The organism is Pseudomonas sp. NFXW11, assembly GCF_049887815.1.
GTDB lineage: Bacteria > Pseudomonadota > Gammaproteobacteria > Pseudomonadales > Pseudomonadaceae > Aquipseudomonas.
This window is the reverse complement of the sequence record NZ_JAGEKI010000001.1, coordinates 25,298-39,999: the sequence shown is the minus strand read 5'-3', so window position 1 is coordinate 39,999 and position 14,702 is coordinate 25,298. Positions and strand designations below refer to the sequence as shown.

At 65.6% G+C, this 14,702-nt stretch carries 15 protein-coding genes; 3 read left to right on the top strand and 12 right to left on the bottom strand.

What is annotated here, in order from left to right; all coding sequences use genetic code 11:
* The first annotated feature begins 185 nt into the window (after positions 1-185).
* Together ccoN and J4P02_RS00205 are read left to right on the top strand one after the other, a co-directional pair.
* On the top strand, positions 186-1,613 hold the full coding sequence (gene ccoN, locus J4P02_RS00210) for a cytochrome-c oxidase, cbb3-type subunit I (RefSeq protein WP_426186318.1): 1,428 nt from the start codon (positions 186-188) through the stop codon (positions 1,611-1,613).
* A 61-nt stretch (positions 1,614-1,674) separates the two neighbouring features.
* Positions 1,675-1,893, top strand: a complete 219-nt coding sequence (locus tag J4P02_RS00205; RefSeq protein ID WP_426186315.1) for a cbb3-type cytochrome c oxidase subunit 3 — start codon at positions 1,675-1,677, stop codon at positions 1,891-1,893.
* A gap of 41 nt (positions 1,894-1,934) precedes the next feature.
* On the opposite strand, the gene J4P02_RS00200 is transcribed toward J4P02_RS00205, so the two are convergent.
* Positions 1,935-2,705: a helix-turn-helix domain-containing protein gene (locus tag J4P02_RS00200; protein ID WP_426186312.1), complete on the bottom strand. Its 771-nt coding sequence runs from the start codon at positions 2,703-2,705 to the stop codon at positions 1,935-1,937.
* 79 nt (positions 2,706-2,784) lie between these two features.
* On the opposite strand from J4P02_RS00200, the gene J4P02_RS00195 reads away from it, so the two are divergent.
* On the top strand, positions 2,785-3,477 hold the full coding sequence (locus J4P02_RS00195) for an aspartate/glutamate racemase family protein (RefSeq protein WP_426186309.1): 693 nt from the start codon (positions 2,785-2,787) through the stop codon (positions 3,475-3,477).
* A 37-nt stretch (positions 3,478-3,514) separates the two neighbouring features.
* Here the strand turns inward: J4P02_RS00195 and J4P02_RS00190 are convergent, their stop codons facing one another.
* The 11 genes from J4P02_RS00190 to J4P02_RS00140 all read right to left on the bottom strand — a co-directional run bounded on the left by J4P02_RS00190 (position 3,515) and on the right by J4P02_RS00140 (position 14,501).
* The gene (locus tag J4P02_RS00190; protein ID WP_426186306.1) at positions 3,515-4,033 is read right to left on the bottom strand and encodes a GNAT family N-acetyltransferase; all 519 of its coding nucleotides are present in this window, start codon (positions 4,031-4,033) and stop codon (positions 3,515-3,517) included.
* A 97-nt stretch (positions 4,034-4,130) separates the two neighbouring features.
* Complete coding sequence (locus tag J4P02_RS00185; protein ID WP_426186303.1) at positions 4,131-5,108, bottom strand: LysR family transcriptional regulator; 978 nt, start codon at positions 5,106-5,108, stop codon at positions 4,131-4,133.
* 189 nt (positions 5,109-5,297) lie between these two features.
* The gene (locus J4P02_RS00180; protein ID WP_426186300.1) at positions 5,298-6,260 is read right to left on the bottom strand and encodes a peptidylprolyl isomerase; all 963 of its coding nucleotides are present in this window, start codon (positions 6,258-6,260) and stop codon (positions 5,298-5,300) included.
* Positions 6,257-6,754, bottom strand: coding sequence for a YbjN domain-containing protein (locus tag J4P02_RS00175; protein WP_426186297.1), 498 nt, complete (start codon positions 6,752-6,754; stop codon positions 6,257-6,259). The genes J4P02_RS00180 and J4P02_RS00175 overlap by 4 nt, the downstream gene beginning before the upstream one ends.
* A gap of 20 nt (positions 6,755-6,774) precedes the next feature.
* Positions 6,775-7,422: a DNA repair protein gene (locus tag J4P02_RS00170; RefSeq protein WP_426186294.1), complete on the bottom strand. Its 648-nt coding sequence runs from the start codon at positions 7,420-7,422 to the stop codon at positions 6,775-6,777.
* 17 nt (positions 7,423-7,439) lie between these two features.
* Positions 7,440-9,134, bottom strand: coding sequence for a putative porin (locus J4P02_RS00165; protein ID WP_426186291.1), 1,695 nt, complete (start codon positions 9,132-9,134; stop codon positions 7,440-7,442).
* A gap of 40 nt (positions 9,135-9,174) precedes the next feature.
* Positions 9,175-9,906 carry an energy transducer TonB family protein gene (locus J4P02_RS00160; RefSeq protein WP_426186288.1) on the bottom strand — a complete coding sequence of 244 codons (732 nt, stop codon included), beginning with the start codon at positions 9,904-9,906 and terminating at the stop codon, positions 9,175-9,177.
* Positions 9,907-9,909: 3 nt separating this feature from the next.
* Positions 9,910-10,332 carry an ExbD/TolR family protein gene (locus J4P02_RS00155; RefSeq protein WP_053129146.1) on the bottom strand — a complete coding sequence of 141 codons (423 nt, stop codon included), beginning with the start codon at positions 10,330-10,332 and terminating at the stop codon, positions 9,910-9,912.
* 11 nt (positions 10,333-10,343) lie between these two features.
* Positions 10,344-12,161 (bottom strand): DUF2341 domain-containing protein, encoded by a 1,818-nt coding sequence (locus tag J4P02_RS00150; protein WP_426186284.1) that lies wholly within the window; start codon positions 12,159-12,161, stop codon positions 10,344-10,346.
* A gap of 19 nt (positions 12,162-12,180) precedes the next feature.
* Positions 12,181-13,815, bottom strand: coding sequence for a ShlB/FhaC/HecB family hemolysin secretion/activation protein (locus J4P02_RS00145; protein ID WP_426186281.1), 1,635 nt, complete (start codon positions 13,813-13,815; stop codon positions 12,181-12,183).
* Between the two features lie 74 nt (positions 13,816-13,889).
* Entirely contained in the window at positions 13,890-14,501 is a 612-nt protein-coding gene (locus tag J4P02_RS00140; RefSeq protein ID WP_426186278.1) for a transposase, read from the bottom strand.
* Positions 14,502-14,702: the final 201 nt, after the last annotated feature.

Here is a 14,702-nt window from a genome sequence, read left to right as displayed (position 1 = left end):
CCAGATTCAGGTCAAAACTAAAAAACCATATCAGCGGTGACCATAGCGCCGTGGGCATGAGGCGAATCTGATCCGTATTTATGCTGTTTTTCTGAGTCTGTTTTGTTTCCTCGTCGATTCCTACAGTGCTCCCCGTGCCAGACCGGGTGGCCTGGCAAGACTTTGCAACCGTGGAAGCATTGACCATGAACTCAGCAACAATCGGACAGGCCTACAACTACAAGGTGGTTCGCCAATTCGTCGTCGCAACAGTGGTATGGGGTGTGATCGGCATGGCCATGGGGGTGTGGATCGCCTCGCAGCTGGTCTGGCCGGAACTCAACCTCGACCTGCCCTGGACCACCTTCGGCCGCCTGCGGCCGTTGCACACCAGCCTGGTGATCTTCGGCTTCGCCGGCAGCGCCCAGTTCGCCGCCAGCTACTACGCAGTACAGCGTACCTGCCAGGTGCGGCTGTACTCCGACAGCCTGGCGGCCTTCACCTTCTGGGGCTGGCAGGCGGTGATAGTGATCATGCTCATCACCCTGCCCCTGGGCTACACCACCACCAAGGAATACGCCGAGATCGAATTCGCCGGCGCGGTGTGGATGGCGGTGGTCTGGGTGGCCTATGGGATTGTCTTCTTCACCACCGTGGTGCGGCGCAAGGCTAAGCATATCTATGTCGGCAACTGGTTCTTCGGCGCCTTCATCCTGGTGATCGCCATGCTCCATGTGGTCAACCACCTGTCGATCCCGGTGGACTGGTTCAAGTCCTACCCGGTGTATTCCGGGGCCACCGACGCCATGGTGCAGTGGTGGTACGGGCACAACGCCGTGGGCTTCTTCCTGACCACCGGCTTCCTGGGGATGATGTACTACTTCGTGCCCAAGCAAGTGGGGCGCCCGGTGTACTCCTATCGCCTGTCGATCGTGCACTTCTGGGCGCTGATCACCCTGTACATCTGGGCCGGCCCGCACCACCTGCACTACACCGCCCTGCCGGACTGGGCACAGTCGCTGGGCATGGCCATGTCGCTGATCCTCCTGGCGCCCAGCTGGGGCGGCATGATCAACGGCATGATGACCCTCTCCGGGGCCTGGCATAAATTGCGCACCGACCCGATCCTGCGCTTTTTGGTGCTGTCCCTGGCGTTCTACGGCATGTCGACCTTCGAAGGCCCGATGATGGCCATCAAGACCGTCAACGCCCTGTCCCACTACACCGACTGGACCATCGGCCACGTACACGCCGGGGCCCTGGGCTGGGTGGCAATGATCACCTTCGGCGCCATCTACCACATGGTGCCCAAGGTCTTCGGCCGCGAGCAGATGTACAGCATCGGCCTGATCAACACCCACTTCTGGCTGGCCACCATCGGCACTGTGCTGTACATCGCCTCGATGTGGGTCAACGGCATCACCCAGGGCCTGATGTGGCGCGCGGTGAACGAAGACGGCACCCTCACCTACTCCTTTGTCGAGGCCCTGCTGGCCAGCCATCCGGGGTTCGTGGTGCGCTTTGCCGGTGGCGTGTTCTTCCTCAGCGGCATGCTGCTGATGGCCTACAACACCTGGCGCACGGTGCGCGTGGCGGATGAAAAACTCGCCCTGAGCGATGCGCAAATCGCCTGACCCCACCCTTGCACGCCGGTCCCAGTGACCGGCGTTCTACTTTCAGGAAGGCGCATGCCCCATGGAAATTCTGTTCAACCTGCTGGGGGTGGCGTTTCTCTACCTCTGCGTCGAGTACTGCCTGCGTCACCAGAGCGCCAAGAGCCTGGATGATGCCAGCCTGATCCCCTTCGCCGACGACCCGGAGGTGGCCCAGCGCGTGGAGCAGGCCACCGGCAAGAAGGTCAACGCCGTGGCCCCGGAGGAAGCCAAGCCGGGCTGGATCAACCTGGAAATGTAGGTGCCGGCTTGCCAGATTGGCGCAAGGCTAGCGGCCGCCTTCTACGGGATCAGGAAGCGTTGGCGGTAGCTGCGGGGGGTCATGCCGAGGGATTTGCGCAGGGCGCTGCCCAGGTGCGACTGATGGGCAAAACCGCAATCCTGGGCAATCGCCGCCAGCGGCAGGTCGCCCTGCTCCAGCAGGCGCCGGGCAGCCTGCACGCGCACCTCGGTGATCCAGGCATGTGGCGTGATGCCCAGCGCCCGGCGAAAGTCCCGCAGCAGGCGCAATTCGTTATGGCCATAGGTGACGGCCAGGTGCGCCAGGGACAGCGGCTCTGCGTACTGCTCGGCAATCTGCTGCAACACCAGGCCCAACCGCGGCAATGAGGCTACAGCAGCGGCCGGCTTCTGCGGCAGGCCGACAAAGGCCAGGGCGCATTGTTCCAGGGCCAGCTCATCGCGCACCGACGCCAGCAGCAGGCGGCGCATTTCACCGCCCAGGGCCAGGGCCAGTGCATGCCCGGGGCATTGCAGGCGCCGCGCGCCGGCAAGCAAGGGCGCCTCGCCCTGCCAGCGTGCCAGCAGGTACTCGCCGCCCGTGGCAGATTCGGAAAATACCTCGATGCCCTTGGGCGTCAGCGCCAGGGTGCCGGGCCAGGTGTCGAAATCCTCACGACGATCGGAGTCGATGGCATGCACCCCGCGCTGGCGCTCCAGGGTCACCCCCAGGGTTTGCCACTGCAGCGGATCGCGGGCGCTGTAGGCCGTGGCCGGCAACAGTTGCAGCACCAGGCGGCCGTCCAGCAGGCGATGTTCGAGCACTCCGGGCATATGAAATTTCCTGATAGATCGCCACCCGTGGCAGCGTGAAACTGGGGGCTCACTCAACAGCACCACAGAGGAGTTGCCCATGCGCACCATCGGCCTGCTTGGCGGCATGAGCTGGGAATCCAGCGCCGAATACTATCGCCTGATCAATCAGCAAGTGCGCGACCGCCTGGGGCCGCTGCGCTCGGCGCGGTTGCTAATGTACAGCCTCGACTTCGGCCCTGTCGAACAGGCCCAGCATGCCGGGCGCTGGGACGATGCCGCGGCGATCCTGGTGGATGGCGCCCGCCGTTTGCAGGCCGGCGGTGCCGACTGCGTGCTGCTCTGTACCAACACCATGCACAAGGTGGCGGAGCAGATTCAGGCCGCCATCGACGTGCCCTTCGTGCATATCGCCGACGCCACCGCCCAGGCCGCGCTGGACGCCGGCACCCTGCGGGTGGGCCTGCTGGGCACCGCCTTTAGCATGGAGCAGGACTTCCTCAAGAGCCGCCTGGCCGGCCATGGCCTGCAGGTGCTGGTGCCCGACGCCGAACAGCGCCAGCAGGTGCACCGGATCATCTATGAGGAATTGTGCGTGGGCATCATCAGCGAGACGTCGCGCCGGGTGTATCAGCAGGTGATCGACTCGCTGCAGGCCCAGGGCGCCCAGGCGGTGATCCTCGGCTGCACCGAGATCGGCCTGCTGCTCAAGCCCGAGCACAGCCCCCTGCCCCTGCTCGACAGCACCGAACTGCATGCCCGGGCAGCGGTGGCCTTCGCCCTGGGGGACTGACCAGCGCCACTCGGGTGCAGCGGTTGAGGGGAAAGACTCAAGCCGGACGACGCAGGCGGGCCATGCTCAGCACATCGATAAATTGGCCGCCACGCACCGCGTAGTCACGCAGGCGGCCTTCGCTCTCGAAGCCGAATTTCTGATACAGGCCAATGGCTGACAGGTTGTCGGCATACACCGTGAGCTCCACCCGGTGCACGTTCATCCAGTTGTCCGCCACCTCCAGCACCGCCGCCAGCAGGCGGCTGCCAATGCCCTGGCGCTGCCACGCAGGCGACACCCCCATGCCGATACTGGCGCAATGGGCGCGACGCACCCGGGCCATCTGCTCCAGGCTGCAACTGCCGATCACCGCGCCCTGGTGCAGCGCCACCAGGGACACCAGGCGCTCGTTGTCAGCCCGCTGCAGCAGGCGCTGGCGCCACAGCTCGCGGGACTGGTAAGGCAGTTGCAGGGTCTGGGCCGCCACACTGGGTTCGCTGTACAGCAGGGTCAGGCCGTCGATATGGGCCTCGGTGGAACGCTCGATGATGATCCTGGGGTGCTCGCTGGCCATGGTGCAGTCGTCCTTGCTGGGTAAATGGCCATCGAGTGTAAAAGGATCAAGGCCGCCATGGCGAGGGGGCTGCGCGCGCCAGGCCGATCAATCGCCCTCAGACAAACCAGTCTTCACGCTCGGCGAAGGTGTGCAGAATCAGCTCCACCAACTGCTGCACCTCGCCTTCATGCTGCACCTGGGCATTCACCGCCAGCCAGGCACGGCGCTGCATGCTCTCGGCGAACAGCCCCGGCAAGGCGGTCAGGCCGCGGTCAAAGCGGCTGATGTACTGCGGCAGCAGGCCGATGCAGGCGCTGCAGCGGATCATCTCCAGCATCAGCTCGTAGGAATGCACCTGCACCACGCCGGCCAGGCGCTGTTCCACCAGGCTGTTCCAGGGCCGGAACGGCTCCACCTGCCGGTCGTGCTGCCACTGCACCAGCATGTAGTCGCTGAGGTCGTCGAGGCTGTCGGGGCGCGCCGCCACCCGCGAGTAACGCTTGGCGATATGCGGCAGGTAGTCCATGCGCGCCAGGGGCACAGGCTCGCGGGTGGCGAAGCTGGGGCCCGGCAGGGGCGAATCCTCGGCCGCCAGCCACAGCACCAGGTCGGCGCTCAGGGCCCGCAGCGACAAGTCGCTGTCGATGGAGATGATTTCCAGGCGGGCGCTGGCATTGCGTCGCAGCAAGGCGATCAGGTCACGGCCGAGGATGTCGTGGAGGATGGTTTCCGCCACCGCCACCCGAATCAGCGGCTGCTCGATCACCGGCAGGCGTCGCTGATGGGCCAGGGCAATCAGCTGTGCCTGCAATTGCAGGCCCTCGCGGCTCAGGCTCAGGACATTGCCCTGATAGCAGAACAGCGAACGCCGCAGCTGCTCTTCCAGCAGCGCCAGTTGCTTGCGCAGCAAGGTGGCCTTGATGTTCAGGCTGCGCGCGGCCTGCATAAAACAGCCGCAACGGGCGCTGACCAGGAAGTACTGGGCAACGTCCGGGTCTATCCCGGCGGCCAGGGCCAGCCAGGCTTCCCGGGGTTCCTGGGGCACGCTGTAGGGAACGACGCCCTGGAGAGGAGCTGGTTCGAGAAAAGACATTGGTGACTCCCTGTCGTATGGGTATTGCTTCCTTGTTGGCGAGCCCGTGGGCTCGCCTTTTGTTGCCGGTGAATGCGTCCGCGAACGCACCTCCATCGGTAGGAGCCGGCTTGCCGGCGAAAGGGGGCCGTGAGATCGCCTTCGCTGGCAAGCCAGCTCCTACGGGTGGCGATTGCCGTTGGAGCGCCATCAGTTCTGGGGTTGGTCCTCCAGTACCTGGTTGAGCGCCGCGCCATCGATGCTCAGGGTCGCGGTATTGAGCATGCCTTCCAGGTAGGCCTTGGCGATCTGCTCCTGACGCTGGGCCCGCAGGGCCTGGGTCAGGCGTTCCCGCAGCTCGTCGAGGCTGGCGCTGCGCGGTGGTTGCTGTTCGGTGAGTTTGAGCACATGGAAACCCGCCGCGCTCTGCACCACCTCCGACACCCCGCCGACCTTTAGCCGAGCCACCGCGGCGCGCACTTCTGGCACCAGTTGCTGCAAGGGCTGCAAGCCCGAGTCGCCCCCGCGCCGGGCGCTGTCCGGGTCCTGGGAATACTGCGCCGCCAGGGCAGCGAACTCACCCGGCGCAGCCTGGGCCTTGCGGCTCAGTTCCTGGGCCTGTTTGCGCACCGCCTCCAGGGCCTGCGGATCACCCACCGCAAGGAAGATCTGGCTGACCCGGTACAGCGCCGGGGTCACCCAGGCCGACTTGCCGCTGTCATAGGCCTGTTGCAGTTCCGCGACGCTGGGGTAGTCCGCCGGCACCTGGCTGACCGACTGCATATAGTCGCGAAAGACAATCTGCTCGGTGGCGACCCGGGTCTGGCGCTCCACTTCCGGACGCTGGCGCCAGCCCTGGGCATCGGCCTGCTCGAGCACGGTCTTTTCCGCCAGCCGCGAACGGATCCAGGTTTCCAGCGCCGCACGATTGCCCCGCAATTGCTCGCGAGCTTCCGGCGGCAGGCTGGCGAACAGGCCCTTGAGTTCCTCGGCCGCCACCTGCTGATTGCCCAGGCGCGCCACTGCCGGACCGGCCGCCGCGCCCTGTTGCAACACCGTCGGCGCCGGCTGCTGGGCAGCGACCGGGTCGTTGCCCGGCCGCAGGCTCAAGCCCAACGCCAGCCCCAGCAGGGCCAGGGCCCCGCCACCTAAGACCAGGGTTGGTTTCTTCACAGGCTCGACGCCTCTTCGCGCACCTGCGGCTCGCTGGCGGCGCCCTCGGTCTGGGCCTGGGCCTGCAACTGGGCTGCCTGCTGGCTGTATTCGCGCAGGTAGACGATGAACTCCTGCAGCAAGCGGTCCCAGAGTTCCAACTGGCTGCGCAAGTGGATATCACCGACCCCGGCGGCCACCACATCCATTTCCATCACCAGGAATTCGCCCTGCAGCGACAGCCTGGCGAACCGCCGCGAGGCGTTCCACAACTCCGCCAGCCCCGCCGGCAATTCGCCCTGCACCCGCAGCGCGCAGCTGTAGGTGAAGTCCACATAGTGGCCGGGCTCGGTGGCCGGATTACCGAAGCGCAGCGCATAACCGATGCCCTGGCTAGCGCTGAGCAATTGCACGATGCCGTTCTGTTCACTCTGGTTGACCCGGTACCCGGCGCCTTGCAGCAAGTCGGTGAGGCTGTCGATGGTCACGCTGTTGATCAGTGTCGCTTGAGTCATGGGTAGATCTTCCTGGTTGATCAGTGAGCGAGCGCCGTCTTCGGCGCGTCGAACTGGTTAGTGTAGAGCGCGTCGCCAAAACCCTGAGCCAATTCCTCGAACTTGACCCGGGCACTGCCGGCGAAGGGCTGGCGGATCTTCATCACCTCGGCCACATCGATTTTTTCGTAGGCCTCGAGGATCTGCTTGGCGACGCCGTACATCTGCTGATTCTTCACCGCGCATTGCTGCACTTGTGTGTCACGTTCGCTCAATTGCGCCTGCAGCTTGGCGCGCTCGGCCTCCTTGCCCCGGGCCAGCACCAGCAGCTCGTCATAGGCCTTCTTGAACTTGCCCAGTTGCTCGCCGTTGGCGGCCGCCTGGGCCTGGGCCTGGCTTTGCAGGTTCTGCTGCTGGCCCGCCAATTGCTCGGCCACGCCCCGGGCCTTGGCCAGTTCGGCGCTCAGTTGCTTGATCTGCGCCTGGGCCTCCCGGGCGCTGTTCTCGGCGGCCAGCCGCGCCGCCGCGGCCTGGGCCTGCTCGCTCTGCAGGGCTTGCAACTGCTGGGTGGTGCTGCGCAACTGGGTGCGCAGGCGCTCCTCCATGCCCTCGGCGCCGGCCACGCCACTGGCCAGCACACTCCAGGCCAGTAACAGGCCCTTGGCCCCTGCCCTTGCTCGGCTATTCATAACCTTCCTCCTGACGCTTAGAAGCGCGTGTTGAGTTCAAGCTGCATGACATCGACCTCGTAGCGCGGGCCGTAAACTTGCGAGGCGCTCATGTAGCGCGCCGTGGCGTAGATGTTCTTGTCGATGCCGTAGTTGCCGCCGACGAAGTAGCCCTTGGCGTTGGTGCCGCCCAGGTGGAACGAGGAATCGTTGAAGCCGTCGGGCAAGGCGTCGGGCTGGATGTACTTGTAGCCGGCCAGCAGGTTCCAGTCGCCGGCCTTCTTCATCTCCAGGGCATTGCCCAGGGTGAACTGCACCATCAAGGCATTGCCGCCGCTTTCGAACTCGCCGTTGCGGTTGATGTTGTTGACGATCTGGCCTTCGCTGCGCTTGAGCATCTCGCCCTTGTCGTAGGCCAGGTTGTGGATGTAGTTGGTCTGGCTGCGCAGGTGCAGGTCATCCGGCAGTTCGGTGTCCCAGGCCAGGTTCAGGTCCAGCACGTCGAACTTGGAGGCCAGGCCAACGAACTGCGGTTGCGGGGTCAGGCCCGGGGTGGCCGGGTTGGGGGTGATATTGCGCAGCAGGAACACGCTGTTGCCCTTCTGCATGAAGGCTACGCGGGAGCCGTCGCTGTCGCAGCCCGGGGCCCCGGCCCAGGGCGCACAGGGGCTGGAGCGCTGGCCTTCGATATCGTCGAAGCGGTAGTAGGCCAAGGCGCCTTTCAGGCTGTTGCTGCGGTTGATCTTCCAGTTGGCGCCGATCTGCCCGCCGAACAGCCACTTGGTGTCGCTCTCGTTCTTGTCGAAGCCGTTGCTGGTGGCGGTGTCGTTGGTGTACTCCACCGGGAAGGCGCCGAGGGTGCCGAACAGGCCCCAGTCGCTGTTGAGCTTGTGGTTGAAAATCGCCGCCACGCCGTCGAAGTTGAGGTCGTTGGAATACAGCATGTCGGTGGAATAGAACGGGTTGGCGAAACGCCCGCCGGTCAGGGTCAGGTCGGGGCTGGCCTTCCAGGTCAGGTAGCCCTGGTCGAGCCAGATGTCCTTCTTGCCGAAGCCGCCGCCCAGGGTCTGGGTGGTGGACACCGGGTTGTTGTCGGAACCTGTGCCGATGCGAATGCCGGCGGTCCATTCCGGCGAGATCACCGCCTTCATCCCCAGGCGCGCGCGCAGGCGGAACAGGTTGTCGCGGTCTTCACGGCTGTTGAGCAGCGGCGGCAGCTTGCTGTTGGTGTCCTTGTTGACGTCGTAGGGGCCGTTGTCGTTGAGCTTGGCGTAGTCCACCAGCTCGTTGCTGTTGTTGTCGGCGAAGAACCGCGACTCGCTGCGCAGGCGGATATCGCCATCGAAGCTGATGCGCGACACCCAGTCGGGGAAGGTGTTGGGCTGGGCCCAGTTCTCCTGCTTGGCGGTGGCCATGACCTCGGCCTTGACCTGGTCGCGGATCTGCTCGCGGACGATGGCCGGCACATACTGCACCCGCACATCGCCGGGCGCCGCGGCCGGGCCGCTGGCGGCCACCGCAGTGGCGGAGCGGGCCTGCTGGGCCTCCTTCTCGGCCTGGGCGATCAGGCCCTCGGCCTGTTCCTGCTTCAATACCCCTTGCTGCACCAACAGACGGATCAGGTTGATCGTGGCGTTCTCCGAGGGCGCGGGCGTTGCCGCCGCGGCCTGGCCGGCCAGGGTCAGGGCGACCATGCCGAGCGCCAGGGTCAATCGATTCAGGGTGGAAATCATCTGCACACAACTCCTGTAGAAACTGCAAATAGGGGTTCGATCACTCCGGGCGCCGGCCCTTGAGGGACAGGCGCACCGGCAAAGTCAGGGAAGCCGGCATGCGCTCCTTCAAGCGCGGCGTGGCCCGCAGCGCCGCCAGCACCTGCTGGTCGGTGTCGGCATTGCCGCTGGAGCCGACCAGCTCGGCGCGGGTCACCTGGCCGTCACCGCCCAGCCACACATCCACCTGCAGCGCATAGGCCTTCTTGCGCAGCTCCGGGTCTTCGCGCAGCGCCCGCTGGAAGGTCGCCGCCAGGTACTGCTTGTAGGTGCCGGTGCCCAGCCCGCCGCCACCGGCACCGGCCATGCCACCGCCCTTGCCGGCACCGACGTTGAAACCGTCGTTGCCGGACTGGGCCTCACCGTCCATCTGCATCGGGTTGGCCAGATCGTCCGCCGGCGAAGGCGGTGCCTCTTCCTCGGGCTTGACCTCCTCGGGGGTGGGCGTGGGCTCGGGTTCCGGCACCTTCTGCTCCACCGGTTCCGGCTCCTTGGGTTTTTCCGGCGGCGGCGGGGTTTCCGGTGGCGGCGGGGTTTCCGGTGGCGGCGGCAGCGGAATGATGGTCGGCACCTTGGGCGCCTCGCGGCGCACCCCGGCCATGTCATTGGCCCACTGCCACAGCAGCCAGGCCGCCACGCCGGCCGCCAGCAGGCCCAGGCCCCACTTCAACAAGCGCAGGGAGCGGGGCTTTTCCTGCACCGGCGGTAACTGGATCGGTTGTTGTGCGGTCATGACTCAGCCCTGGGGTTTGCCGGTGACCAGGCCCACCTGGGACAACTCCAGGCGGCGCAACAGGTCGAGGACTTCGATGACCTTCTGGTACTGCACCGTGGCATCGCCGCGGACGATGATCGGGAAGTCCGGGTTCTGCGCCTTCTCGATGCGCAGGCGTTCTTCCAGCTCGCCCAGGGTCACCGGGTAGGCATCGAGGAACACCTGGCCGCCGTCGTTCACCGAAATGGCCTTGGTCTTGGCCTCCGACAGGGACACCGAGGCACTGGCCTTGGGCAGGTGGATCTGGATGCCCGACACCTGGGCGGTGGCGGTGAGGATGAACATCACCAGCACCACCATCAGCACGTCCACCAGGGGCGTGATATTGATGCTGTCGACGGCGGCATCGTCTTCGTCGTCATGGGAGGCATTCACGGAAGCCATGCTGTTTCTCCTCAGGCCGGCACGGAGGCGTTGGAATGGCTGACCCGCCAGTGGGCGTTCTCGCTGTGCTGGCTTTCGCCGTGCAGCTCCGCCAGCCGGGTGATGAACTCGTCGACGAACACCCGCATATCGGCCCCCACTTCCTTGTTGCGGGTGATCAGGCGGTTGTAGCCAAACAGCGCCGGAATGGCCACGAACAGGCCCATGGCGGTGGCCAGCAGGGCCGCGGCCATGCCCGGGGCGATGGCGTTGATGTTCACGTCACCGGCCATGGCGGTGCCGAGGAACACCACCATGATCCCCAGCACCGTACCCAGCAGGCCGATATAGGGGCCACCGGCAATGGCGTTGGACAGGGTCGAGAGCTTGGCACTGAGCTGCTGGTTTTCCCGGGTGCGCACGCCGTCCATGGAACAGCGGATGGCCTCGATGGTGGCCGCCGACACCGACGAGGTATCGGCGCCCTGCTCGCGGCGGGTGCGAATTTCCTTCACCGCCACCAGGTACAGGCGCCACAGCGAGGAATGCTCCAGGCGCGCAGCCAGTGCTTGGTCGTCGGCGAACATTTCCAGGCGGGTGCCGACCCGGGTGAACTGCTCGCGAAACAGCCCGTTGGCGGCGCTGACCCGGCTGACCATGCGGTTCTTGCGCAGCATGATCACCCACGACTGGATCATCATCGCCACCAGCACCAGGATGATCACCCAGGCATCCACCGGCACCGCCTTGAGCAAGAAGCCCAGGCTGCCGAAACCGAAGCCCGACTGTTCTTCATCGACGCCATAGACCACCAGCTTGGATTCCGCGCCCTGGGCGCTGGCATCGGCCAGGATCAGTGCCGCCGCACGCGCCACCTTGGACAGGCGCAGCTCGTCCAGGGCCCCAGTGAACGGCAGGAAGTGGCTGGCCTCGGCCCCCGCCGCCGCCGGCAAATCGGCGCCAATCGCCAGTGGCGAATTGAAGCTGGGGATGGCCTGGGCCAGGCTCGCGGTTTCCCGGCCATTGACGTAGAGCGCCAGCCGGCTGCCCTCGCCGCTCAGGGCCAGGTGCTGCCATTGGCCGGGGTTCAGCGGCTGGGTGGAAGCGGCGCGCTGGCCGTCCACTTCAACGAAGGGCATGCCCTGGTTGACGCCGATCAGCAAGCTGCCGGCGCCTTCGCGACGGGCCAGGATCAGTTGCTCGCCGCTGGCCTGATCCAGGCGCACCCAGGCGCTGAAGGTGAAGGCGCCGCCGGCGTTGTGCTGCAGCGACGGGCTGGCGGGCAGCAACAGTGGCTGGCCGCTGAACTGCAGGGCCCGGCCAATCACCCCATCGATGGCCGCGCCGGTGGCGTTCTGCGCGGTGTTGCCGTAGGCGGTGGTGTCCTTGGCCGGGGTGCCGTTGCTGCCGCCGAAGTGGTAGACCGCGGTGTAGCTGGGGTCGAAGGTCAGCTGGCCATTGGCGGTGGCCGGGGCCTTCTGGTTGCCGTAGTACATCCAGATGTCCTGGCGCTGGCCGCCTTCCACCTTGGGCACATCGACCCAGATCAACGCCATGCCCATCAGCGGGTCGAAGCTTTCGATCTGGTGGTTGAGCAGGGTCTTGTCATCGGCGGCGACAAAGCGCAGGTCGGCACCGTCTTCCTTGACCCCGTCGAAGGTGAAGTTACCGGTGTGCAGGCGCACCAAGAGCGCGGTGCGGCCCAGCGCCTCGTTGATGCCGGCGCCTTGCGGGGTGGTGTCCACCGAGATCTGCTTGCGGTAATGCCAGTCGTCCTGCCACCAGGCTTGGGCCGTGGCCGGGAGCACGAAGCCCAGGCAGATCAACAGGCTCAGAAATAAGCGTTGCATGTGAAGGGTCTCCGTAAAGTCAGAACGTGGCTTGCACGCTGAAGTGCAGGCGCGGGTCGTATTTCTGGGTGTTGGGGCCGTCTTTCAGCGGGTAGCCCCAGTCGAGGCTGCCGGACAGCCATTTGCTCAAGCTGGCGCGGGTGCCCAGGCCAACGCTGGCCAGGCTGTACTGGTCTTCCTGTTCCGCCATGGGCTCGTGCAGGCGCAGGTGGGCGCCTTCGGCAAAGGCGTAGAAGCGCCACTCCTGCACATAACTGCCGAGGAACTTGGCCAGGGACGGCGTGCGCAGCTCCTGGGAAAACAGGTAGCCCTCGTCCCCGGTGCGCTCGGCGGCCAGGTAGCCGCGCACCGAGGTGGCGCCGCCGGCGGAGTACTGCTCGTTGGACACCAGCGGCCCCGAGGCCAGCTGGAAGCCGCCCTTGGACGCCGACTGCCAGTCGTTGGCGAAGGTGTAGGTGAAATTCAGGTCGCCCTTGAGCACCGAGAAACTGGCGCTGGCCTCGTCGCGCTTGTAGTGGAACTCCTCGGCGTCGCTGCCATAGCCGAAGAAGCGCCGAGTGCCGACGATCAGGTTCAGGCCCAGGCCCAGCTGGGATTGCTCGCTGTAGCGATAGCCGTTGTAGCCAAAGGTGATGGGGGCGTACTTGAGCGGGATCTGGTCGCTGCTGCGGCCAAAGCGCATCTCTTCGTCGAAGTCCTTGAAATCCACCCCCACCGACAGCGAGTTGGCCCAGTTGCCGGCGGCGGGCAAGGTGTAGATCGCCGACACCCCGTAGGAGTGGCCCTTGCCCAGCACATTGCTGCCGCCGATGGTGGCGATATTGCTGTCGGACTGGTAACCGGAGAACTGCAGGGCCCAGCGATCGCTCAGGGGCGCGGTGTAGGAACCGGACCAGACCTTGGCGTTGTCGCTGTCCTGGGGCGCGGTGAAATAGGTCAGGGAAATGCTGTGGCCCAGCTGCCAGAGGTTGTCGTAACCGAGGCTGACCACGGTGCGCAGCTTTTCGGTGTCGGCGCTGTAGTCGTTGTTCAGGCCAACGCTGGCGCGCCAGGGGTTCTGGTCTTCCACTTGCAGGTCCACATCCATGGTGCCGGGGCGCTGGCCCTCGCGCACCAGGGGCATCACCTGGCGCCCGGCGCCACGGTTGAGTCCGGCCAGCTGGCTTTGCACCGTGGCGAAATCCGGCACCTGGCCTTCCTTCAGCGCCGGCACCTGGTCGCGGATCTCCACCGGCGAATAGTGCTTGGCACCCACCACCCGCACCCGGCCCACGGTGGTTTCACTCACCTGCAGATAGACAATGCCGTCCTCGACCTTCTGCTCCGGCAACTCGACGAACACCGACTGGTAGCCGCGCTGCTGATAGACCTTCTGCAGCGCATCACGAGCGCCCTCGATATCGGCCAGGGCCTTCTGCGGGCCGAGGAAGGGGTACACCGCCTCCTCGATGGCCCGGGCATCGAGCACGGTATTGCCGCGCACGAAGTACTCGTTGACGTCCACCAAGCGCGCCGGCGCCGCGGCCTCGCTGGCCGCCTGCTCGCCCTCCTCGGCCTGCACCGCCGGCGCCAGCGCCGCCACCGCCAACCAGCCGCACAACGGCCACCAGCGCCCGCTACTGCCGGGTCGCCCTGATTTGCCCAGATGCTCCACACCGCCCCCTAGAAGTCTGAAAAGTGGCGCGCACGCGCGCATTGCCGTCGCCGTCTGCACAGCGTTTGGCCGAATCAATTGCTGGTCATCGAACTGTGTTCATGGCGCGCCAGCCAGGTATGCAGCAGCGCGAAATTCAGCGAGAACTCGGGCATCTGCAGCAGCGCGCCGCAGAACACTTCGCCGATGATTTTCTGGATCAACCGCACCGCCCGCGGGTTGTTCAACAGCGTGGCGATATCGCGACTGAAGACACTGAAGCTCCAGACCTTCTGGTTCAGGTCCAGGCCGACGAACCAGCGGAACAGCAGGTTGTAGCTGAGCTGCTCGTACAACTGCTGCTCGCTGGGCACCGAATACAGCAACTGCAACAGCAGGATGTGGATCACCGTGCGCGGCGCAATCAGCAGGCCCGGCTCGGCGTCCAGGGCCTTGAACAGCTCGCGGTGCTGCTCCAGCAACTCCTCGATCTGCGGGCGCAGCAGCACCAGCGAATGCCCCGGCGGGATATAGGCCGACACCTCCTTCAAGGCGCCCTGCCAGTCATCCTGGGACACAATCCAGACCCAGGGCGCGCCATAGCGATAGACCGACACCGGCTTCTTGCGCGCGGCCTCGACAATCTTCGACAGCCGTTGATCCAGCTCCTGCATGCCCACTTTCGAGTAGCGTTCCATAGTCCCCATAGCCTCACTCCCGGCGTCCCGCCTCGGCTTAGAAAAGTGGCCTGGCGGCCCCCTCCAGCGCGTTACATACCCAAGACGCGCGTGGCCATGTGCTACCGAACTTTTGTCATAAAAGCTTCATTCACAACGGGGGATGGTGGGCGTAAAGCCCTGGAGAAGACAGCGCGCAACGCAATGCCCTGGTAGGAGCCGGCTTGCCGG

Bases quoted from the DNA above. Each gene is read 5' to 3' on its own strand.
- J4P02_RS00205 (WP_426186315.1), top strand. From the start codon at position 1,675: ATGGAAATTCTGTTCAACCTGCTGGGGGTGGCGTTTCTCTACCTCTGC.
- J4P02_RS00170 (WP_426186294.1), bottom strand. From the start codon at position 7,422: ATGAATAGCCGAGCAAGGGCAGGGGCCAAGGGCCTGTTACTGGCCTGG.
- J4P02_RS00195 (WP_426186309.1), top strand. From the start codon at position 2,785: ATGCGCACCATCGGCCTGCTTGGCGGCATGAGCTGGGAATCCAGCGCC.
- J4P02_RS00175 (WP_426186297.1), bottom strand. From the start codon at position 6,754: ATGACTCAAGCGACACTGATCAACAGCGTGACCATCGACAGCCTCACC.
- J4P02_RS00155 (WP_053129146.1), bottom strand. From the start codon at position 10,332: ATGGCTTCCGTGAATGCCTCCCATGACGACGAAGACGATGCCGCCGTC.
- J4P02_RS00160 (WP_426186288.1), bottom strand. From the start codon at position 9,906: ATGACCGCACAACAACCGATCCAGTTACCGCCGGTGCAGGAAAAGCCC.
- J4P02_RS00165 (WP_426186291.1), bottom strand. From the start codon at position 9,134: ATGATTTCCACCCTGAATCGATTGACCCTGGCGCTCGGCATGGTCGCC.
- ccoN (WP_426186318.1), top strand. From the start codon at position 186: ATGAACTCAGCAACAATCGGACAGGCCTACAACTACAAGGTGGTTCGC.
- J4P02_RS00150 (WP_426186284.1), bottom strand. From the start codon at position 12,161: ATGCAACGCTTATTTCTGAGCCTGTTGATCTGCCTGGGCTTCGTGCTC.
- J4P02_RS00190 (WP_426186306.1), bottom strand. From the start codon at position 4,033: ATGGCCAGCGAGCACCCCAGGATCATCATCGAGCGTTCCACCGAGGCC.
- J4P02_RS00140 (WP_426186278.1), bottom strand. From the start codon at position 14,501: ATGGGGACTATGGAACGCTACTCGAAAGTGGGCATGCAGGAGCTGGAT.
- J4P02_RS00185 (WP_426186303.1), bottom strand. From the start codon at position 5,108: ATGTCTTTTCTCGAACCAGCTCCTCTCCAGGGCGTCGTTCCCTACAGC.
- J4P02_RS00200 (WP_426186312.1), bottom strand. From the start codon at position 2,705: ATGCCCGGAGTGCTCGAACATCGCCTGCTGGACGGCCGCCTGGTGCTG.